We start from the raw sequence: 19,761 nt of genomic DNA, 5'->3' as shown, positions 1-19,761 counted from the left end.
CGGCGCCGATCCGGCCGGGAGCCAGGCCGGCCGCCGGCACCCCGGTCATCGCGCGCTCCTCGGTGAACGCGGACGCGTCCGAGCGGCCCGAACCCACGTAGGCCGGCACCACCGTCGGCCCCTGGGGGTCGCCGGTGACGGTCACATGGTCTCTGCTCGCGATGTCCATGCCCGGCAGTCTCTCAAGTCGCCCACCCGCGTCGTGCAGCGCGGTACGAGAGAGGGTGGGCGCGGCTCAGGCACGGGGGCGGGCGCCCTGCACATGGAAGTTGAAGTCGCCGTGGCCGAGTGTGCCGTACAGGCGCAGCCAGAGCGGCAGCACCATCTCGGCGCCACGGGCGCTGCTGATGTCGCCCAGGTCGATGACGCTGGACTCCGGCCAGCCGAAGGACCCCAGCAACGCGGTGACCTCCTTCTTGGCGCCGGTGTCGTCGCCGCTGACGAACACGGTGTGCTCCCCGGGCACCCTGGCGGGATCGACCATGACGAGGCAGTTCATGGTGTTGAGGGTCTTCACCACCAGCGCGTCGGGGAAGGTCCGCTGGATGCGCTCGCCGAGGCTGTCGGTGTCGACCGGGTCGAGCCTCGGCGGCATCCCGGCGGAGAAGTCCAGCGGATTGGCGACGTCGATCAGCACCTTGCCGCTCAGGTTCCGCGCGCCGGCCGCCCGAAGGACCTCGATGCTCTGCCCGCCTGCCGTGGCGTTCACGATCGTGGCGCCCTCGGCCGCCGCCTGCGCGAAGGGCGCGAGGCGCACCTGGCCGTGCTCGGCGTGCCAATGCTTGAAGGGCGGGTTGCCCATGCCGTCGGGTTCGGTCCGGGCGAGGGTGGCCGCGGGGTCACGGGTGCCGATGACGACGTCATGGCCGAGGGAGGCGAGCTTGGCCGCCAGGGTCCGGCCGACGATGCCGGTCCCCAGGACTGTGTAACTCATTCGAGTGGGTCCTTTCGCGAGCGCGAGCGATCGGGAGGGGTGCCTGCCACCACGACGGCGGACCCGGTCATGGCCTGTCGCCTGCCGACAGTAGTGGTCGATACGTCCGCCTGATCCCCTCTATCGTGGAAAATCACATCATGATGGCTCGCTTCGAGGCAGGCTGCACATGAGGAAACCGCAGATCGACCACGCGGCGGTCTTCCGTGCCCTGCCCGGCATGGTGGCACTGCTGACCCCTGAGCTGGTGTATGTGGACGTCAACGACGACTTCGTCCGCATCACCGGCCGCTCCCGTGAGCAGCTGATCGGCCGCTACATCTTCGACGTGTTCCCGGAGAACCCCAACGACGACGCCGCGTCCGGAATGCGGGAGACCCGCGAGTCGATGCTGCGCGCGGTGGCCACCGGTGAGCGCGACACCATGGCGGTGCTCCGCTACGACATCGAGGATCCCCACCGGCCCGGTCTCTGGCACGAGCACTTCTGGAGCCCCGTCAACGCCCCCGTCCTCGGCACCGACGGCAAGGTGACGCTGCTCGTGCACCGGGTGGAGGAGGTCACCGAGCTCATCCGGGCCCGCGGCGGGCCGGGCGGCGACAGCCGGGCACGCGTCCTGGAGGCCGAGCTGTACACCCGCGCCCGGGAGCTCCAGGACGTGAACGAACGCCTGCGCAAGGCGCACGCCCGGGAACGCGAGGTGGCCCTGGCGCTTCAGGAGGCCCTGCTGCCCGCCCCCGGTCCCCTGGGGCACCGCCAGGCGGCCGTACGCTACCGGCCCGCGGTGGGTGCCCTGAACGTGTGCGGTGACTGGTACGACCTGGTCGACCTGCCCGACGACTGCCTGGCGGTGGCCGTCGGTGACGTGGTCGGACACGGCCTGGCGGCCGCCTGTGTCATGGGCCAGCTGCGCAGCGCGCTGAGCGCCGCCACCCTGGTCGCCGAGGGTCCCGCCCGGGCTCTGGAGGCGCTCGGGCTGTACGCCCGCTCCGTCGAGGGCGCCGAGTCGACCACGGCGGCCACGGCCTTCGTCGACTGGCGCAGCCACACCCTCACCTACAGCAGCGCGGGCCATCTGCCGCCCGCCCTGCTGCACCCCGACGGCACGGTGACCTTCCTGGACCAGGCGACCGACCCGCCGCTGGGCGCGAGCGTCCAGCACTCCGTGCGTCCCGAGGCCAGTACGGCCTTCGTCGACGGCGCCGCGCTGGTCCTCTACACGGACGGTCTGATCGAGCGCCGTACCGAGGACATCGACGCCGGTCTGGACCGCCTCGCCCACTCGCTCACCCGCCACCGCGACGCCGGCCCCGAGGACCTGGCCGACGCGCTGCTGACCGATCTGCTCCCGCCCACGGGCAACGCCGACGACACCGCTCTGGTGGTCATCCGCCTGTGAGGCCGGGGGCCTTGGGACGGCTCGGCGCGGTGACGGCCCGGCCGTTTCCCCGGTGCCGGACCGACGCCAGGGCTCCCAGGACCCGGCCGCGGCTGCCGTCGGGGACGGTCCACAGGGGGTGGCCTCGTACCCCCCACGTCTCCAGGAGGGCGTTCGCCGCGAGGAAACCGCTGGTGGCGGCGCGTTCCATCAGGGCCACCGGGAGGTCCGTGCGCACCAGGTCGCCCGCGAGGACCAGGCCCTGCCGGGGGGTGCGGACGCCGGGGCGGTCGGCGTAGCCGCCGACGGGGAACAGGGGGCAGTCCCGGCGCCATTCGTGACGTGCGTCGAGGATCCGCGCGTCGCGGGTCTCCGGGTAGACGTCGTGGAGCCGTGCGATCAGGTCCCGGGCCTCGGTGTCGGGGTCGGCGTTCTCCGGCAGCGCGTAGCCGTGGAGTTCGACCACCGAGCCGCCGGTGCGGGCAGCCCAGGAGGCGGCCTCCTGCTCCCAGCGCTCCAGGACGCTGACGTTGTCCAGCGAGCCGTATCCGGCCGTGCCCAGGAACCCGGGACGGTCGGGGGCGACGGGGCGGTCGAGCCAGAGGCGGGAGACGAGGAAGGGCGGAGCGGTGCGCAGGCGGGCGATCCGTTCACGCCAGGCCGCGTCACCGAGCCGGGGCGAGCGGCCGACCAGGGAGCGCAGTCCGCCGCTGTCGAGGGCCAGGACGACGGTGTCGTACGGCAGCTCCTCCCGGTCGGTGGCGACGGTGAAGGTGCCGTCGGCGGTGGGCGTGACGTTCTCGACCGGGGTGGACAGGCGCAGGTCGGCGCCGTGGCGGGACAGGTGCTCGGCGAGGGGGTCCCACAGGGCGGTCGGGAAGGGGTCGGTGGGGACGTCGAAGAGGAGTCCCTCGGAGCTGCCGAGGAAGTAGATGTGGAACATCAGGACCATCTCGGCGGCTGAGAGCTCGCGGGGGTCGGCGAAGAAGCTGCGGGAGAACACCTCGAAGGCCAGATGGCGGGCGGCGGCCGGGAAGCGCAGCGAGCGGAGGAAGTCGTCGGCGCTCACCCCGTCCAGCTCGGCGTAGACGTCCGGGACGCGGACGTCGAGCAGGGGCAGGGCGGCGACGGGGTTCATGCCCACCAGGTCCCGCCAGCGGAAGGACGGGCTCAGCGCGACGAAGCCCAGTGCGCTCATCGGTGGGGTGCGCGGCACCCTGCGGAAGCTGTCGTGGAGTCCGTCGCGGTGCCGCAGCGGATAGTCGGGAAGGCCGGTGAGGCGGTCCAGGCGGGCGTCGGTACGGCGGAGCAGGCTGCGCAGGTTGTAGTACTGGCGGAAGAACGCGTGGAAGCCGCGGCTCATGGTGGCCGTGGTGCCGTCGTGGAGCTCGGTGCTCCAGCCGCCCACGCGGCCGCCCAGGTACGGCTCGCGCTCGTAGAGCGTGACCTTCACGCCGCGTTCGGCGAGGGCCGTGGCGGCGGCGATGCCCGCGATGCCGCCGCCCACGACGGCGGTGCCGCGCGTCCGGCCGCCGACCCGGCTCGCTCCGGGCGACGGGGGCAGGAGGACGGCGCGGCGGTCCCGTCCGGGACGGGCGGCGCTCACCGGTCGCCCCGTGCGGCCGGGTCGGCGCGGCGGGCGACGACGGTGTGGGTGATGCCGGTCTGCCAGCCGGGCAGGGGCAGGGCCCGCACCTGGTCGAAGCCGTGGGCGCGGACGCGGTCCGAGAAGCGGTCCACGGTGTCGAAGTCCACGACGCTGCGCCACAGATGGCGGTAGAGGTCGCTGTCGCCGAGGGCGGAGGCGACGGGCAGGACCACGCCCCGGGAGACGGCCGTCCACACCGCCCGGTCCAGCGGGCGGCCGCTGAGGGTGTACTCGTGCACGGCGAGCCGTCCGTGCGGGGCCAGCAGCTCGTGGACGGCGTCCAGGACGGCGTCGGGGTCTGCGACGTTGCGGAAGAGGTAGGCGGCGAACACCGCGTCGAAGGGTCCCTCCACACCCGCCTCGGCAAGGGCCTCCGCCGGGGCGCACAGGAACCTCACCTTGCCGGGCCACGGTTTGGCCAGGGCGCGGTCCAGCATCCCGGCCGAGGCGTCCACGGCCGTGATGTCGGCTTCGGGGAGCACGCGGGCGAGCGCGGCGGTGGAGGCGCCGGTCCCGCAGCCCAGGTCCAGGACGCGCAGTCCTGTTCCCGGGCCCGGCAGGCCCAGGCGGCGCGCCGAGCGGCGCAGATGGGCGTGGTAGCCGGGGTTGGCGGCCACGAGGGTGTCGTACCTGGCCGCCGCATGGTCGAATGCGGCGGCCAGTTCCGCGTCACGCAGCACGGTCACGCTGTCTCCTGGGGCGGGTCGTCGGAAAGTGCGGGCTTCGGGCGGGAGTGGGGCGGTTCAGGGGGGGCGGTTCATGGGCCCGGGAAGGGGCGTCTGGGCAGGCGGGGCACTTCGAGGGCGGCGCGCAGCATGGGCACGACGGGGGTGCGCAGGCCGATGGCGATCTCCTCGTGCAGCCGGGTCCGGCCGTCCAGGAAGCGCAGTACGCGTTCCAGGGGGATGCGCGCGAACAGCCGGGCGAAGAAGTCGGCGCCGTCGACGAGGCCGCTGTCGAGGGCGTGCAGCAGGACGGCGTCCATGGCGCGGGAGCGGGCCGAGTGGGGCAGCGGGGGCACGGGAGGGCGGCCGTGGTGCAGGGCGGCGGCGATGGCGGCGGTCTGGCGCTGCACTCCGGAGAAGGTGTAGCCGGTGGAGGGCCGGGTGGCGCCGCCCGCCGCCCCGATGCGGAAGACGCAGGGCCCGGTACGCCGGGCGAAGCGGGCGTCGGTCATCGGGATGACGCCGGTCTCGGTACCGGTGATCTCGAAGTCCTGGAGACCGAGGACGGTGCCGGTGTAGTGGCGCAGCGCCTCGTCGTAGGCGTCCGCGGGCAGGACCGCCGAGGAGAACTCCGTGTACTCGATCAGGGCCTGGTCGGGGCCGGTGGGCAGCACGTAGGCGAAGGACAGGCCCCGCGCGGGCTGCGGGGTGCGCAGGTCCATGAGCTCCACGCGGCCCGGATCGAAGACCGGGCGCCCGGTGCGCACGAACCAGCCGTGGAAGTGCTGGAGCAAGGTGGTGCGGGCGGCGGGCAGACTGCCCAGCGGCCGGGAGTCGAAGACCCAGCGGGCCCGCACGGTCTCGGCCTGTCCGGTCGCGGTGCGGGCGTCGACGCGGGCGCCCCGCGGGAGTCCCTCGACGCTCTCGACCGCCGCCTCGATGCGGTGCACCCGTCCGCTGCGGGCCAGGTCGTGCCCGACCAGCGTCTCGAAGTCGTCCGAGCGGATCATCTTGTAGCGCAGCGGGGAGATGTTCTGCTCGATGAGCTCCCCCGTGGGCTGGTGCACGCGCAGACGCTGCCACGACCGGGTGACCGCGGCGTCGTAGGGTCCGCGGCCGGCCTCCCAGAAGCACCAGGTGCGCCGGGGCGGGCGCAGGGGGCCGGGCGGGGCGTCGACGAGTACGACGGACGGGGGGCGGGCGCCGGGGGCGGGGCGCGTGAGCCGGTGGGCGAGGGACAGCCCCGCTGCCCCCGCGCCGATGATGGCGACGTCCGCCTCGTGCACGACCGGTTCCCTCCCTGCGCGGTGTCGCTGTCCCTGCGGCAGCATTCCGGTCGCAGTACCCGTTCGGATGCGGATCCTCACCTGGTGTGGGCCGGATGCGTGAGCACGGTCGACCGACACGCATCGCTTCTGCACCGATTTCACCCAGCGCACACGCTCTCATGCCCCCGCATGCTTCCAGGGAGCGCCCACGCTGTCACGCGGCGCACTCGACGACGTCGCTGTCCTGGAGCCGGCAGGCCAGGCGGCGCAGTCCGCGGCGGGCGTGGCTCTTGACCGTGCCCAGGGGCCAGCCGGTGACCTCGGCGATCTGGGTCTGGGTGAGGTCGTCGTAGAAGGCGAGGTTGAGGACGCGGCGCTGCGGGGCGGGCAGTTGGGACATCTCGTCGGCGAGCAGCACGCGGTCGATGGCCGCCTCCGGCACCACGCGCTCGTCGTGCCTGAGCATCAGCTGGGCCCCGGCGGCCGCGACGAGTTCGCTGCGGCGGGTGCGCGCGGTCAGGGCGTCGGCGATCTTGCGGCGCGCGATGCCGGTGAGCCAACCGGGTAGCGTGCCGCGTTCCGGAACGTACCCGGCACGCCCCCGCCACGCGGCGAGGAACACCAGCTGGGAGACGTCCTCCGCCTCCCTCGCGTCCCCCAACGAGCGCCAGGCCAGGGCGTACACGAGCGGTCCCCAGCGGCGGTGCACGGTTTCGAGGCTTGTCTCGTCCCCGGCGAGAAACCCGTCCACGAGAGCACGGTCGTCGAGCTCCGCGACGGTTTGCTGTGCGGTCGTCATGGTTACTCCTCCGCAGGGCCCGGCGGTCGCCCAGAGCGACTGCCGCCCTTCCACCGTGCAGAGTCGATGCAAGTACGACAACTTGCATCGACTCTGCATCGAATCCATCGGACCTGGTGCGGACAAGAAATCGAGGGAGGACACGGCATCGAGCAGGAATCGAACGACTCACCCGCGGTTCTCGTGCCGCTCCGCATCCGTTTCCGCCACCCGGCCGGAACCGGTGTCGACTGCACCAGCTCTGATCACCAGGATCTCGACGAGGGGACCCGGCAGCATGAGCTCCACCGTGGCAAACGACCACCGCGCGGACCTGCGTCCGGGCACCCACCCGACCCCGGAGCAGGCCTCCCCTGCCCCGCCGCCCCGCCAGAGCGGACCGGGGGACCACCGCCGCGGCGATCACTCCTGGGCCCCGCCGCCGGCAGGACTCCCGGCCCACGAGGATCCGGGCGCCGTGGACCAGGACGTGCCCGGCGCCGTGCGCGCGGTCCTCGGTGACCTCCTCGACCAGCAGCTCGCCGCGGCCCACGCCGTCGATCCGCTGTTCGGCGAGGACCTGGCCGCGCGCGTGGCCCGCTTCACGCAGAGCGGCGGCAAGCTGGCCCGCGCCCGCTTCGTGTGGTGGGCGCTGCGGGCCTGCGGCGGCACCGAACCCGCCCAGGCCCGGGCCGCGCTGCGGATCGGCGCCGCCCTGGAGCTCATCCAGACGTGTGCGCTGGTCCACGACGACGTGATGGACGGCGCCACGCTGCGCCGCGGACGGCCGACGCTGCACGTCGACGTGGCGCGGCAGTACGCGGACGCGTGCGACGCCCGAGGCGCGGACCGGCTCGGACAGGCCTCGGCCATCCTCGCCGGCGACCTGGCCCTGGCCTGGGCGGACGACGTGGTGGCGGACACCGAGCTGCCGCACCGCACCGCGCGGCGGGTCCGGGAGCTGTGGCGTGCCATGCGGACGGAGATGGTGGCCGGGCAGTACCTGGACGTGCAGGGCGAGGCGACCTCCGGGCGCTCCCTGGCCCGGGCGATCCGCGCCGCCTGTCTCAAGAGCGCCCTGTACTCGGTGGAGCGCCCGCTCGCCCTGGGGGCGGCCCTGGCCGACGCCGGCCCGACCGCGACCCGTGCGCTGTGCTCGGCGGGCCGCTGCGTCGGACTGGCCTTCCAGCTGCGCGACGACCTCCTCGACGCCTTCGGCGACCCGCGCGAGACCGGCAAGCCCGCCGGCGGCGACATCCGCAGCGGCAAGCCCACCTACCTCGCCGCCGTCGCACGGGCCCGGGCCGAGGCCTCGGGCGACCGGGAAGCCCTCGACGTGCTGGACCGCACGCTCGGCCGCGCGGACGCCTCCGACGCCGAAGTCGCCGCGGTCCGCGAGGTGTTCGTGACCACCGGCGCGCACGACACCGTGGAGGTGAAGATCCGCACGCTGGTGGCGCAGGGACTGCGCCACCTGGACACCGCGGTCCTCGAACCCGAAGCCGCCCGGCGGTTGAGGGCGCTGCTGCGCTCCGCGACCGGCGCGCCCGCCACCGCGGCCTCCGAGGCGGTCCCCGCCTCGCTGATCCTGACAGCCACCGACGAAGAGGCCGCCCGATGACCCGAACCGTTCCCGGCCGCACCGACCATGTCGTGGTCGTCGGAGCAGGCCTGTCCGGCCTGGCGGCAGCCCTCCACCTGCTCGGCGCCGGACGCCGGGTGACCCTGGTGGAGCGGGACGCGACACCCGGCGGGCGGGCCGGGCTCATGGTCCGCGGCGGTTACCGCATCGACACCGGGCCCACCGTGCTCACCATGCCCCACCTGGCCGACGAGGCGTTCGCCGCGGTCGGCGACAGCCTGCGCGCACGCGTCGAGCTCCTGCCGCTGCACCCCGCCTACCGGGCACGGTTCGCCGACGGCAGCAGCCTCGACGTCCACACCGACGCCGAGGCCATGGAGGCGGAGGTCGAGCGCTTCGCCGGGGCGCGCGAGGCCGACGGATACCGCAGGCTGCGCGTCTGGCTGGAGAAGCTCTACCGGGTGCAGATGCGGCGCTTCATCGACGCCGACTTCGACTCGCCCCTGCAACTGCTCCACCCCGACCTGGCCCGGCTGGCCGCCCTCGGCGGGTTCGGACGGCTGGACGCGCGCATCGGACGGTTCCTCGACGACGAGCGGCTGCGGCGGGTGTTCTCCTTCCAGGCCCTGTACGCGGGCGTCGCACCCGAACGCGCCCTGGCCGCCTACGCCGTCATCGCCTACATGGACACGATCGCGGGCGTCTACTTCCCGCGCGGCGGCATGCACGCCCTGCCCCGGGCCATGGCGGACGCCGCCGCGGACGCCGGAGCCGAGCTGCGCTTCGGGGAGACGGTCACGCGACTGGAACGCTCCGGGGAGCGGATCACGGCCGTCGTCACCGACCGCGGGCGCATCGCCTGCGACGCCGTCGTCCTCACCCCCGACCTGCCCGTCACCTACGGCCTGCTGGGGCGTGCCCCCAACCGCCCGGTGGGGCTGCGCTTCTCCCCCTCCGCGGTGATCCTGCACGCCGGCACCGACCGCACCTGGCCCGAGCTGGCCCACCACACCATCTCCTTCGGCGCGGCCTGGCGGCAGACCTTCACCGAACTCACCGAGTCCGGACAGCTGATGAGCGACCCGTCCCTGCTCATCACCCGTCCGACGGCCACCGACCCGAGCCTGGCCCCGCCCGGACACCATCTGCACTACATCCTCGCCCCCTGCCCCAACACCGCCCTCGGACCGGGCGCGGCCGACTGGAGCGAGCTGGCCCCCCGCTACCGCGACAGCCTGCTCCGGGAGCTGGAGCGACGGGGCATGGCAGGGCTCGCCTCCGCCATCGAGGAGGAGTGCCTGGTCACTCCGGCCGACTGGCAGGCGCAGGGCCACGCGGCCGGCTCGCCCTTCTCCGCGGCCCACACCTTCGCGCAGACCGGCCCGTTCCGGCCGCGCAACCTGGTCCGCGGCACGGCCAACGCCGTCCTCGCCGGCTGCGGCACGACGCCCGGCGTCGGCGTGCCGACCGTGCTGCTGTCGGGCAAGCTCGCCGCCGCCCGCATCACCGGCGGCGCCCGCACCGGGCTGTCCCGCCCCGCCGTACGCGAAACCCTGGAACGGAGGCCGGCATGACCGACCGTGAGCTCGACGCGGCCGGCGTCACCGACCCGGAACTGCGGCGGGCGTACACCCACTGCCGGCGGCTCAACGCCCGGCACGGCAAGACCTACTTCCTCGCCACCCGCCTGCTGCCGGTGGCCCGCCGGCCCGCCGTGCACGCCCTGTACGGCTTCGCGCGCTGGGCCGACGACATCGTGGACAGCCTCGACACCGCGACCGGCGCCGGCGAGCGGTCGCAGCGGCTGACCCGCCTTCAGCACGAGCTGGAGACGGGACTGCGCGCGGGCGACAGCGCCGAGCCGGTGGTCCGCGCGCTGGCCGACACCGCGCGGCGCTACGCCATCGACCACCGCCACTTCACCGACTTCATGGCCGCGATGCGCGCCGACCTCGACGTCACGGACTACGCCACCTACGCGGACCTGCGCACCTACACCTACGGCTCGGCGGAGGTGATCGGCCTCCAGATGCTGCCGGTGCTCGGCACGGTCGTGCCGCGCGAGGAGGCGGCACCGCACGCGGCGGCCCTCGGCGTGGCGTTCCAGCTGACCAACTTCCTGCGGGACGTGGGCGAGGACCTGGACCGGGGCCGCGTCTACCTGCCCGCCGACCTGCTGGCCGCCCACGGCGTGGACCGCGGGCTGCTGCGCTGGAGCCGGGACACCGGGCGCCCCGATCCCCGGATCACCGGCGCCCTGCGGGAGTTCGAGCGGCTCAACCGCGGCGTCTACCGGGAGGCGGCCCCGGGACTGGCCATGCTCGATCCGGTCGCACGCCCGTGCATCCGCACCGCCTTCGTCCTGTACGGCGGCATCCTGGACGCGGTCGCCGCGGACGGCTACCGCTCGCTGCACCGCCGTGCCGTGGTCCCCGGACGCCGCCGTGCCGCCGTGGCGCTCGACGGCCTCGTCCGGGTGGGTGCGGCGCGACTGCGGCACCGCGGGACCGAGCTCCCGCACACACCTGCCCGGAGTGAGCCGACCGCCCCCTCGTCCCGGCCCGAACGGAAGATCGCATGAACCGCCCCCGTTACCCCCTCTCCCTGCGGCGCCGTCCGGTGCGCTGGGAGCAGCAGCAACCGACCTGGCGCCAGGCCCGGCCCGGCCTCATCGCCGAGGCCCTGAAGCGGGCCCAGGCCCAGCCGTCCGGCAACTGGTACGTCGTCGGCGCCACCCGGGACGTCCGCCGTGACCGGCCGCTGGCGGCCACGGTGGCCGGGCAGGAACTGGTGGTATGGCGCGCGGCCGACGGGCGGCTCGCGGCGGGCCCCGGCATCTGCCCGCACCTGGGTGCGCCCCTGGCCGACAGCCCCGTGCGCTGCGGGACCCTGGTGTGCCACTGGCACGGACTGGCCCTGGACGGCGGGCCGTTCGCGGGCTGGGAACCGCTGCCCGTGCACGACGACGGCGTGCTGGTGTGGGTGCGCCTGGACGCGGTGGGCGGTGAACCGCCGACGCCGGAACCGGCCGTCCCGGAGCGGCCGGAGGTCTCGCGCGCCGTAGCCGCCGTCTACACCGGGGTGGGGGTCTGCGAGCCGGAGGACGTGGTGGCCAACCGGCTGGACCCCTGGCACGGGGCCTGGTTCCACCCGTACTCCTTCGTCGACCTGACGGTTGTCGACACTCCCGGGTCCGAGGGAGCGGACTCGGAGACGGCCCACGCGGACGGGTTCACCGTGGACGTGTCCTTCAAGGTCGCCGGACGGCTCGTCGTGCCGGTGCGGGCGGTGTTCACCACGCCCGGACCGCGCACGGTCGTGATGCGCATCACCGAGGGCGAGGGCGTGGGTTCCGTCGTCGAGACGCACGCGACGCCCCTGGGCCCGGACGAGCGGGGCCGCCCGCGCACCGCCGTCGTCGAGGCCGTCGTGGCCGCATCCGAGCGTCCCGGCTTCGCGGTGGCCCGGCGGGCGGCCCCGCTGCTGCGCCGTGCGATGACGGCGGGCGCGGCGCGGTTGTGGCGCGACGACCTGGCGTACGCCGAACGCCGCTGGCAGCTGCGGGACATGGGGCGCTTCCCCGGCTGACCGGGGGTGTGCGGCATCTTCCGGGCCCACCCCGAGACGCCGGGCGCCTTCCGAGGTCCTGCGACGCCGGGCGCCGTTCCGGTCGACCAAGGTGTGCGGGCGGCGTCGCCGAGGGTGCGGGTCGGTGCCGCCGTGGTGCATCCGTCGGTGCCCTGGACGGGGAAGACACCTTGCCGGGGCGGGCGCCCGCATGACGAGAACGGAGGGCATCGTGATCGGATTCCGCTGTGCGCGCAGTCGTCCCTCGACCCACGCCGGTGGTTCTCCCGGAGCGTCCGCGGGGTCCTCGACGTGAGCGAGACGGACGCCGAGGTGCCCGAGGGCGCCGGGGTGACCACCGGTTCCCTGGCCAGACGCCTGGGTGTGTCGCCCACCACCCTGCGGTCCTGGGACCGCCGGTACGGCCTGGGCCCGGCGGCCCGGACGGAGGGACGCCACCGCAGGTGGACCCAGGACGACATCGCCATGGTGCTGGAGATGTGCCGGATGACGGCGGCCGGGATTCCGCCGGCGGAAGCGGCGAGGGCGGCGAAGGCGCTCACCCTCGGCTCTCATGCCATGGACGCGGCGGAGAGCCTGGTCGGGGCCGTGGGCCGGGCCGACGCGCCATCGGACCGGCACGCCTCCCGGTCCGGCAGCGGTCTGCCGTTGGGGAGCGCGCGGCAGGACTGCAAGGGCCTGGCCCGCGCCGCGGTCCGGCTGGACGCCCTGGCCGTGCAGGAGCAGCTCACCGCCGCCATCGCCCGGCACGGACTGGTCGTCACGTGGGAGGAGATCCTGGCACCCGCGCTCCAGGCGGTGGGCCGCAAGTGGCAGTCGGCGGGCGAGCGTTACGTCGAGGTGGAGCACCTGCTGTCGTGGCACATCTCGGCGACCCTGCGGCACGTCTACGTGTGTGCCTCGGCGGGCCGGGAGACCTCGCGGACCGTTCCGGTGATCCTGGCCTGTCTGCCCGGCGAGCAGCACACGCTGCCGCTGGAGGCGCTCAACGCGGCCCTCGCCCAGCGCGGCACCGCGACGCTGATGCTGGGCGGCGCGGTCCCCGGGGAGGCGTTGCTGGCGGCGGTGGAGCGCGTCGGCCCGGGTGCCGTGGTCCTGTGGTCGCAGTCCGCCCGGACGGCGAACCTCGCGCTGGTGCAGCAGGTCGCCGCCACCCGCTGGGGGATCAGGGGCGCACGCACCCGCAGCCGGGTCCTGCTCACGGGACCCGGCTGGGGACGGTCGGTTCGTTCCGGACTGCTGCGGCCGCGGGGCCTGCACGAGGCTCTGGTCATGCTCGACACACTGCGGTCCCGGGAATTCGAGGACGGCTGAGAAGCAAGGGGGCCGGTTCCCCCTGTCACCGCTCGGAGGGCGTGTCGGTCGCGGTGAGCGCGCCTCGGGGAGCCGCGCCGACCGGAGGCAGGGGCGGTGCCCCGCCCTGCTGCCGGCGCCGGGCGGCCAGGGATTCCTGGGCCGCCTCACGGGCGTGCCGCCGGCGCCAGTACGGGTTGTCGTGCGGCAGCTTGCTGGACACGCGGCCGTACATGCCGAAGGTCAGGATGATCAGCCCCATGACGAAGCTGAACATGACGTTGGTCATGCCGAAGTCGAGGAAGTTGGCGGGCTTGTCCAGGATGAAGATGTGCGCGAAGCCGCTGAGCAGGAACAGGGTCCCGACGGCCATGTTGAGCGTCGACGCGAAGTTCCCGCCGACGATGCCGCCGACGATGAGGGCCAGGCCCACCAGGACGGAGATCAGGCTCAGCAGTCCGTTGGTCGACAGCCCCGCGACGTTCTCGCCGTCGGTGCTGAACGGGCTCAGCTCGTCGGCGAACCCGAGGACGCCGAAGACGAGAAGGGTCAGGCCGCAGAAGGCGGCGCCGTACCGGTAGACCGTGGCCAGTTTGTGGTCCACGGGGAGTTCCTCGCTCAGCTTCATGGCGATTCCTTTCCCGATGCGCTGAGCGGCCCGGAATGTCCCGGCCACTCGCACACCATTCACCGTGGCGCCGGTACGCGGTTGCAGTTGCTCCGGAAATTCATTCCGCCGCGGTGCGCGCCCGGCGGGTCTCACGTCCGCAGCATGCTCACGGAACCCGTCGCGGCCGGCCGGCCCGCGACGGTCACGGCGAAGCGGGCACCGCTGTGGTCCCGTGCCACGTCGACGACCGCTCCGGTGGCGGGGACCGGCGACCGGACGGCCAGGCGCAACCCGACCACCGCGCGGGCGGTCCGGCCGGAGGACAGCAGCACCGCCTGCCGCCCCGCCTCCAGCAGGGCCGGCGCCGTCAGCCGGTCCGGCGCACCGGGCAGCAGCACCGGGTGGGCCGGATCGCGGGGCACGATCACCAGCCGTCCCTGCGGGGCCCTGGTGAGCAGTACGTCCGTGTCGGCCGCCGCGCCCACCGCCGCCGCGGCGGGGTGTAGAAGCCCGGGATACGGCCCGGCGGCCGTCGCGTCCTCCTGCCTCCCGGCGGGTGGCGCGAAGGTCATGGCGCAGGTCGCGAAGGCCTGCCCCCGGTGCAGGTACTCGACGGTGACCCGGAACGAGGCGGGGGCGCCGGCCTGCGCCACGACGTCACTGAGCACGACTCGGGCCGGGACCCGCGTGGCGCCCCGGCGCTCCGTCGGCTGCGTCGCCGGGGAAAGACCGAGGCTCACCGACGTCGCTTCGAACAGGACGTTCCCGCAGTCGGGCAGGTGCCGGCGCTGAACGGCGGCGGCGAGCTGACGGGTGGACTCGACGACGATGAGCGGGTGATGCACCACGGCCGTGTCGCGTTCGTTGAGGGGATGCGTGCGGGGCCACTGGCACGCTCCTTCGAAGAACCTGTCCCCCCTGCGCCGTACCGACTCGACCAGCAGCGACGCCATGGTCTCCAGTCCCAGACCGCGCCAGGTCACCGGATCCTCGGCGCGTTCCGGGCCGGCTGCTCGCCGGCCGCGCGAGAACACCACGACCGGCTTCTCCGGCAGGACCACCTGCTGTACCGCGCCGTCGCGCATGAGGCCTCCTCCACACGGGGGCGGCGGTTGCCCGCGTCTTCGCGCACACCGTGCAGGAAATTCGCGCCGCTGTCCGTCGCCGGATGCACGGACGGCGAGAAGTCACTCCGTGGGATATCGGGGCAGGGAAATCAAAGGTGATCGGTGAGGTAATCCCGGAGCACGGAAAGGAAATCCCTGTCGGGTTCGAGGCCCAGCGCGCCGGCGCGGCGGTGGTCGAAGTCGGCCGGCCAGGAGCCGACGATGGACTCGATCACCGGGTCGGGGGCGACGGTGACCCGGTCGGCGACCGTGTCACCCGCCACCTGGCGCAGGGTGGCGAGGATGTCGGCGACCGACACGGTCAGGGCGGGGAGATTGACCGGCAGCGGACCCTCCAGGCGCCCGGGCCCGGACCCGCGCACGGCCTCGGCGACCCGGAGGATCCCCTCGACGGTGCGCCGCGGCGAGGCGAGGGCCACCCGCAGGCCGGGATCCACCGGGCAGAGCGCGGGAAGTCCGGCCAGCGGCTCACGGACGATGCCGGACAGGAAGCCGGACGCGGCCGCGTTGGGCCGCCCCGGACGGACCACCACCGTCATCAGCCGTACGACCCGCCCGTCGAGGAAGCCGCGCCGGGTGCAGTCCGCGATCAGGTGCTCGCACATCAGCTTCTGGGTGCCGTAGCTCGACCGCGGCAGCGGCAGCGTCGTCTCGCTGACCGCCGGTGGCAGCGGCAGGTCCGGGTGGGAGCCGTAGACCGCGATACTGCTGGCGAACACCAGCCGCACCGCCGGCCCGCCCGAACGGGACTGGGCGCGCGCCCTGTCCAGCAGCGCCCGGGTGACGTCGACGTTGGCGCGCATCCCGAGGTCGAAGTCGGCCTCGCACTCGGCGGACACCGCGGCGGCGAGGTGGAACAGCACGTCCACGGGCTCGGCGAACACCGTCTCCAGCTGTTCGACCAGGTCCCCGAGCACCTCCTGCACGGGCGGCCCGCTCCCCCGCGGACGGCCGGTCCCGGGCACGCGGTCGACCAGGACCAGTCGGCTGATCGGCTCCCCGCCGAAGATCCCGGCCCGCAGCAGCGCGTCGGCCAGCAATCCGCCGAGAAATCCGGACGCACCCGTCACGACGATCCTCACCCGGTCATCTCCTCCGCGAGGGCGGTGTGTGTCCAGGTCGTCATACCATTCCTAGTCAGTGAGCAGGAGTGAGTCTTGGACCCAAACCTGGTCGACTGCTGGGACGGGTCGTCGGGCGGGCGACGATTGCAAGCCCTGTGCGCGTGGCGCGATTGTCCGTCTTCCCGGACCCGGCGACCTGGAGCGTCCGCATGCGGCGGGCATCCTTGACGCTGCCGCCGACGGACGCCGAACTCGTGCGCACGGAGTTGGAGCTGCTGCTGCGCCCTTACGAGGAAACGCGTGAGGGATACCGCTGGGGACCGGCGGCCCGACCCGTCAATACAAGGCACGGCCATTAGTGCGTCCACGTCCGGAGCGCGTGGCGCTGCAGCGAACACCACTGCCAGCGTCCGCTGCTCAGTGCGGCGATGGTCCGCACACCGATGCGGCCCGCTGGGTAAGCCACGCGACTGCTTGTTGAGGGGGCGCGTGGGTGTCGACGCCGATGACGTGAAGGGTGCCGAGCCTGCCCCGCGAGCCGTCGACCTGGAGAACGCGATGAGCGTGACCGCCCGGCTGGGGATGGACGATCACCGCGTTGGGGGCGTCGACGGAGGCGTAGCCGACGCTGTAGGTGAGGAGCTGGTGGATGTCGGCGGCGCTGACACCGTGACGGTCGTAGCGCTTGTACTTGGCGTCCACCGGCAACAGTGTCCGGTGAGACAGGCCAGGTGCCGGGAGGCTCAGGAGCAGGTCGGGGCGGAAGACCGAGGCGTTGCCGAGGTCCCCGCGGATGGTGATGCCCCTCTCGCCGCGGCTGGAGACGGCGTGTCCACCGCACGGGGCGGCGGCCTCAGCGCCGAGGCGTCGTACCACGGCTTCCCAGAGCGCGGGCATGGGCAGCAGGAGGCCGTCCGCCGTGCTGCCCAGGTCGGTGAGCAGGTCGGTGACGCCTCCGCCGCTCAGCAGCAGGCGTGCCCAGGTGTGGGCGGGGCGGTAGCGGGCGTTCAGGCGCGTGTACCTGATGCGATCGAGGGCGCGCAGTGCCGCGTCCGGGGTGGCGGCCCGCGGAAACGCGCCGGCGATCCCGTGCAGGTCGCGAGCCAACTCGGAGCCGGAGGTGAGGGTGATCGCGACTCCCAGGGCGGTCCCCAGGACGCGGTTGTCCCAGATGTCGGTCTCGCGGTCGAAGGTACGTATGTGCAGCTGGTCGAGTTGTCCGTACCGACGGGTGGCCTGGGCCGCGAAGTCCAGCCGCCCCCGCAACACCGGCTCCACGCTCTGGTGACGTACGTAGTCGCGGCGCAATCCCTCGCGCACCAACTGTTCGCACTGCTCCAGCAAGGCCGCGGCCACGAGGTCGGCGTAGCCTTCCGGACCGGTGACCCAGCGCCGTGACATCGTCCGAACGGGCGTCGGCGCGTCCAGGGCATAGGCGAGCCAACTCATGAGCCGGTCACCCGGTATGGCGAACTTGGGCTCGATGACGATGCGGACTCGGTCGAGGATCAGCACTCCGACGCTTGAATCCGCCCGGAGCCGCCATCCGGAGCGATCGGGGCGCAGAGTGAGGTGACCGCCTGCCTGGAGGGCATGCAGGCGACCGACGTCCCGGGAGGTGAGCTGTTCGATGTCCAACGGAACGGACTGGTACTCACCGAGGCGGACCTCGGTGCGCTCAGGCATCGGGGCCCGGGTCACCGCCGCTGAACTCGGCGGCCAGCGCGGCGGCGAGGTCCTGGGGTGACATGAGCGCAGTCCGGCCGGTGTCCGCGTCGACCAGGCTGCCGAGGACGCGGTGCAGCAGGTCGGCACGGCCGAGGCAGTAGTCCTCCAGCAGCGGGATCACCTCATGGTGGAAGGCCGCGGCGAGGTCGTCTTCCGTAGCGATCGGCGCGCCGTCACGCAGCAGGTAGGCGTGTCCTATCTGGTGGTCGGCGTCGAGATGCCGGGTGATGCGGGTGTTGAGGGACTCGAAGAACTCCGCCAGGTCCAGCGGGCCGATCGTGCCCGAGACGGCGTCCGGGTCGGGGCCGACGGAAACGAAGGCGAAGCGGCGGCGTACGGCCGCGTCGAGGTGGCTGATGCTCCGGTCGGCGGTGTTCATCGTGCCGATGATCCGGATGTTCGGCGGCACGGAGAAGCTCCGCCCACTGACGGACAGGGCTAGGGGCAGGCCGCGCTTGTCGAGTTCGAGGAGCGTGATCAACTCGCCGAAGATCCGGGGCAGGTCACCGCGGTTGATCTCGTCGATGATCAGGAGGTACGTCTGCTCGGGATATGCCGAGGCCCGGTCGCACAGGGCGTGGAACACCCCGTCCGTGAGGGCGAGCGTGAGCCCGGGGCCCGTGGCGCTCAGGTCCGGTTTGAAGCCCTCGACGAAGTCCTCGTAGCCGTAGGAAGGGTGGAAGGTCACCAGATGGACCTGCTCGCCGCCCAGCATCTCGGCCTGGGCCGCAGAACGCTGGGCCGGGCCGGCGTTGATCACGTCCGCGCGGCCGGCCATGAAGAGGGCGGCACTGAGCGCGAGCCGGGTCTTGCCGGTACCGGGAGGTCCATGGAGGATCACCTGGCCCTTGCGCTCCAGCGCGTCCAGTACGGCCCGGACGTCCTCGGGCGCCAGCTCGGTGATGGTAGATGACGGGGCCGCCTGCGCAACGGAGTCGGCCGCCTGGTGTGCGGTGAGCCTGGCGAAGAGCGTCGGGTCGACCTTGGCGAACGTGGACCGCCAGCCGTGCTGGGGTCCTGGCAGTTTCTGCGCGTGGGAGACGTCCCAGTCGACCGGGACCACGTGCCGGTACTCCGGCCGTTCGGGGTCGAACCGATAGCCCCCGGTGACAGTGCCCGTGGCCAGGACCTCGTCCATCCCGCGGTTGGCCACGACCCGGTCTCCGGCCTCAAGGTCCCGGAAGGCCAGGAGTCTGCGCGCGGTGGTGAGGCTACGACCGCTACCGCTGGGCCAGTTCGAGTCGAGGGCTTCCTTCAGCTCGGTGTCGGTCTGATACTCACCCAGGTCACGAAGCTCGTCCCACCCTACGCAGATGAACCCGCCGTCGCGGCACTCCTCCCACAAGCGGGCGCGCTCGCCAGGGGCGATCTTCCATATCGTGCGTGTCTGCGGACGCGGGTCGAAGTCCTGGTAGAGGAAGGTCATCACTTCGTTCCCGGTCCAGCCCGCGAACTCCGGCCGGGACCGGACGAGTTCGAGGAGTTGCCGGTTGCTGCGCCAGGTCGGTGAGTCGGCGCCCGCTGTGCCGCCCAGCAGGGCGAGGAACTTCCGCAGGTGTCCTGCGGAGTAGACCGGGAGGAAGTGCTCGGGGAAGTAGGTAGCGAGCGTCTTGGTCACCAGCGCGGGCCCGAACCGAAGGATTTCGAGGTCGTCCACGGCCGCGAGGTCGCCCACGCCCGTGGCGGTCAAGGCCCGAAGGAACTCGGCTCGAAGACGCTCCCACGCGTCCCGCGGCTTCATTCCGCGGAGGGGGGCCGCGAGCCGCCACTCACCGGAATTGTGGCGGAACATGATGTGCTTCGCTGCACTGCCGCCCTTGATGCTGCCCAAGCACTGGGTGCCGAACTCCATGAGTCGGCAGTACGTCATCCCTTGACCGGACGGGTTCAGGCCCAGGGCGTAGCGCTCCAGGGGCAGCGTGGGCCAGTCCTGCAGGGGGAACTGGGCCAGCACCTGCTTGCGCTCCTGCTCTGCGCCGGCTTCGTCCTTGGCAGCGGTGCTCCGGTCGAACCGGGCCGCTGCTTCCCGTATGTCCACGCCGTCGGTCATGGGGGTCATGATGCCGGAACGGTGAGGGTCGCAGGGGGTGTAGGCCGT

General features: G+C 73.2%; 17 protein-coding genes and 1 pseudogene. 7 read left to right on the top strand and 11 right to left on the bottom strand.

What is annotated here, in order from left to right:
* Position 1: 1 nt before the first annotated feature.
* A pseudogene (locus ACFULQ_RS03775) lies at positions 2–169 on the bottom strand (alpha/beta hydrolase); the annotation flags it as partial.
* A gap of 66 nt (positions 170–235) precedes the next feature.
* Positions 236–934, bottom strand: a complete 699-nt coding sequence (locus tag ACFULQ_RS03770) for an NADPH-dependent F420 reductase (protein ID WP_383537649.1) — start codon at positions 932–934, stop codon at positions 236–238.
* A 169-nt stretch (positions 935–1,103) separates the two neighbouring features.
* Here ACFULQ_RS03770 and ACFULQ_RS03765 point away from each other — a divergent pair, with 169 nt between their 5' ends.
* The gene (locus tag ACFULQ_RS03765; RefSeq protein WP_383537646.1) at positions 1,104–2,333 is read left to right on the top strand and encodes a PP2C family protein-serine/threonine phosphatase; all 1,230 of its coding nucleotides are present in this window, start codon (positions 1,104–1,106) and stop codon (positions 2,331–2,333) included.
* On the opposite strand, the gene ACFULQ_RS03760 is transcribed toward ACFULQ_RS03765, so the two are convergent.
* From ACFULQ_RS03760 to ACFULQ_RS03745, 4 genes are all read right to left on the bottom strand, one after another.
* On the bottom strand, positions 2,320–3,918 hold the full coding sequence (locus ACFULQ_RS03760) for an FAD-dependent oxidoreductase (protein ID WP_383537644.1): 1,599 nt from the start codon (positions 3,916–3,918) through the stop codon (positions 2,320–2,322). The two genes, ACFULQ_RS03765 and ACFULQ_RS03760, sit on opposite strands and share 14 nt — an antisense overlap.
* On the bottom strand, positions 3,915–4,646 hold the full coding sequence (locus ACFULQ_RS03755) for a class I SAM-dependent methyltransferase (protein WP_383537642.1): 732 nt from the start codon (positions 4,644–4,646) through the stop codon (positions 3,915–3,917). The genes ACFULQ_RS03760 and ACFULQ_RS03755 overlap by 4 nt, the downstream gene beginning before the upstream one ends.
* 71 nt (positions 4,647–4,717) lie before the next feature.
* Entirely contained in the window at positions 4,718–5,911 is a 1,194-nt protein-coding gene (locus ACFULQ_RS03750; protein ID WP_383537641.1) for a lycopene cyclase family protein, read from the bottom strand.
* A 196-nt stretch (positions 5,912–6,107) separates the two neighbouring features.
* Positions 6,108–6,692: an RNA polymerase sigma factor gene (locus ACFULQ_RS03745; protein ID WP_383537639.1), complete on the bottom strand. Its 585-nt coding sequence runs from the start codon at positions 6,690–6,692 to the stop codon at positions 6,108–6,110.
* 277 nt (positions 6,693–6,969) lie between these two features.
* On the opposite strand from ACFULQ_RS03745, the gene ACFULQ_RS03740 reads away from it, so the two are divergent.
* From ACFULQ_RS03740 to ACFULQ_RS03720, 5 genes are all read left to right on the top strand, one after another.
* Positions 6,970–8,292, top strand: a complete 1,323-nt coding sequence (locus ACFULQ_RS03740; protein ID WP_383537637.1) for a polyprenyl synthetase family protein — start codon at positions 6,970–6,972, stop codon at positions 8,290–8,292.
* Positions 8,289–9,827 (top strand): phytoene desaturase, encoded by a 1,539-nt coding sequence (locus tag ACFULQ_RS03735; RefSeq protein ID WP_383537634.1) that lies wholly within the window; start codon positions 8,289–8,291, stop codon positions 9,825–9,827. The genes ACFULQ_RS03740 and ACFULQ_RS03735 overlap by 4 nt, the downstream gene beginning before the upstream one ends.
* Positions 9,824–10,834 (top strand): phytoene/squalene synthase family protein, encoded by a 1,011-nt coding sequence (locus ACFULQ_RS03730; protein WP_383537632.1) that lies wholly within the window; start codon positions 9,824–9,826, stop codon positions 10,832–10,834. Before ACFULQ_RS03735 ends, ACFULQ_RS03730 begins: the two co-directional genes overlap by 4 nt.
* A complete protein-coding gene (locus ACFULQ_RS03725) occupies positions 10,831–11,841 on the top strand; it encodes a DUF5914 domain-containing protein (protein WP_383537629.1) in 1,011 nt (336 codons plus the stop codon). Before ACFULQ_RS03730 ends, ACFULQ_RS03725 begins: the two co-directional genes overlap by 4 nt.
* A gap of 291 nt (positions 11,842–12,132) precedes the next feature.
* The gene (locus tag ACFULQ_RS03720) at positions 12,133–13,155 is read left to right on the top strand and encodes a MerR family transcriptional regulator (protein WP_383537626.1); all 1,023 of its coding nucleotides are present in this window, start codon (positions 12,133–12,135) and stop codon (positions 13,153–13,155) included.
* A 25-nt stretch (positions 13,156–13,180) separates the two neighbouring features.
* On the opposite strand, the gene ACFULQ_RS03715 is transcribed toward ACFULQ_RS03720, so the two are convergent.
* From ACFULQ_RS03715 to denD, 3 genes are all read right to left on the bottom strand, one after another.
* Positions 13,181–13,762: a DUF4383 domain-containing protein gene (locus ACFULQ_RS03715; RefSeq protein WP_383537623.1), complete on the bottom strand. Its 582-nt coding sequence runs from the start codon at positions 13,760–13,762 to the stop codon at positions 13,181–13,183.
* Between the two features lie 131 nt (positions 13,763–13,893).
* Complete coding sequence (locus ACFULQ_RS03710; protein WP_383537620.1) at positions 13,894–14,829, bottom strand: hypothetical protein; 936 nt, start codon at positions 14,827–14,829, stop codon at positions 13,894–13,896.
* A gap of 131 nt (positions 14,830–14,960) precedes the next feature.
* Entirely contained in the window at positions 14,961–15,953 is a 993-nt protein-coding gene (gene denD, locus ACFULQ_RS03705) for a D-erythronate dehydrogenase (RefSeq protein WP_383537618.1), read from the bottom strand.
* 143 nt (positions 15,954–16,096) lie between these two features.
* On the opposite strand from denD, the gene ACFULQ_RS03700 reads away from it, so the two are divergent.
* Positions 16,097–16,294, top strand: coding sequence for a hypothetical protein (locus tag ACFULQ_RS03700; RefSeq protein WP_383537617.1), 198 nt, complete (start codon positions 16,097–16,099; stop codon positions 16,292–16,294).
* Positions 16,295–16,352: 58 nt separating this feature from the next.
* Here the strand turns inward: ACFULQ_RS03700 and ACFULQ_RS03695 are convergent, their stop codons facing one another.
* Together ACFULQ_RS03695 and ACFULQ_RS03690 are read right to left on the bottom strand one after the other, a co-directional pair.
* Positions 16,353–17,621: an McrC family protein gene (locus tag ACFULQ_RS03695; protein ID WP_383537615.1), complete on the bottom strand. Its 1,269-nt coding sequence runs from the start codon at positions 17,619–17,621 to the stop codon at positions 16,353–16,355.
* A complete protein-coding gene (locus ACFULQ_RS03690; protein ID WP_383537612.1) occupies positions 17,614–19,713 on the bottom strand; it encodes an AAA family ATPase in 2,100 nt (699 codons plus the stop codon). Before ACFULQ_RS03690 ends, ACFULQ_RS03695 begins: the two co-directional genes overlap by 8 nt.
* Positions 19,714–19,761 lie beyond the last annotated feature (48 nt).

Origin of the sequence: Streptomyces sp. NPDC057253 (assembly GCF_042669125.1) — a bacterium.
Lineage (GTDB): Bacteria > Actinomycetota > Actinomycetes > Streptomycetales > Streptomycetaceae > Streptomyces.
Note: the sequence above shows the minus strand (reverse complement) of the source record. Positions and strands in the feature narration are given on the sequence as shown.

Excerpts from the sequence above, each read along its gene's own strand:
- ACFULQ_RS03770 (WP_383537649.1), bottom strand. The coding sequence starts at position 934 with ATGAGTTACACAGTCCTGGGGACCGGCATCGTCGGCCGGACCCTGGCG.
- ACFULQ_RS03740 (WP_383537637.1), top strand. The coding sequence starts at position 6,970 with ATGAGCTCCACCGTGGCAAACGACCACCGCGCGGACCTGCGTCCGGGC.
- ACFULQ_RS03710 (WP_383537620.1), bottom strand. The coding sequence starts at position 14,829 with ATGCGCGACGGCGCGGTACAGCAGGTGGTCCTGCCGGAGAAGCCGGTC.
- ACFULQ_RS03745 (WP_383537639.1), bottom strand. The coding sequence starts at position 6,692 with ATGACGACCGCACAGCAAACCGTCGCGGAGCTCGACGACCGTGCTCTC.
- ACFULQ_RS03735 (WP_383537634.1), top strand. The coding sequence starts at position 8,289 with ATGACCCGAACCGTTCCCGGCCGCACCGACCATGTCGTGGTCGTCGGA.
- ACFULQ_RS03695 (WP_383537615.1), bottom strand. The coding sequence starts at position 17,621 with ATGCCTGAGCGCACCGAGGTCCGCCTCGGTGAGTACCAGTCCGTTCCG.
- ACFULQ_RS03690 (WP_383537612.1), bottom strand. The coding sequence starts at position 19,713 with ATGACCGACGGCGTGGACATACGGGAAGCAGCGGCCCGGTTCGACCGG.
- ACFULQ_RS03725 (WP_383537629.1), top strand. The coding sequence starts at position 10,831 with ATGAACCGCCCCCGTTACCCCCTCTCCCTGCGGCGCCGTCCGGTGCGC.
- ACFULQ_RS03715 (WP_383537623.1), bottom strand. The coding sequence starts at position 13,762 with ATGAAGCTGAGCGAGGAACTCCCCGTGGACCACAAACTGGCCACGGTC.
- ACFULQ_RS03730 (WP_383537632.1), top strand. The coding sequence starts at position 9,824 with ATGACCGACCGTGAGCTCGACGCGGCCGGCGTCACCGACCCGGAACTG.
- ACFULQ_RS03765 (WP_383537646.1), top strand. The coding sequence starts at position 1,104 with ATGAGGAAACCGCAGATCGACCACGCGGCGGTCTTCCGTGCCCTGCCC.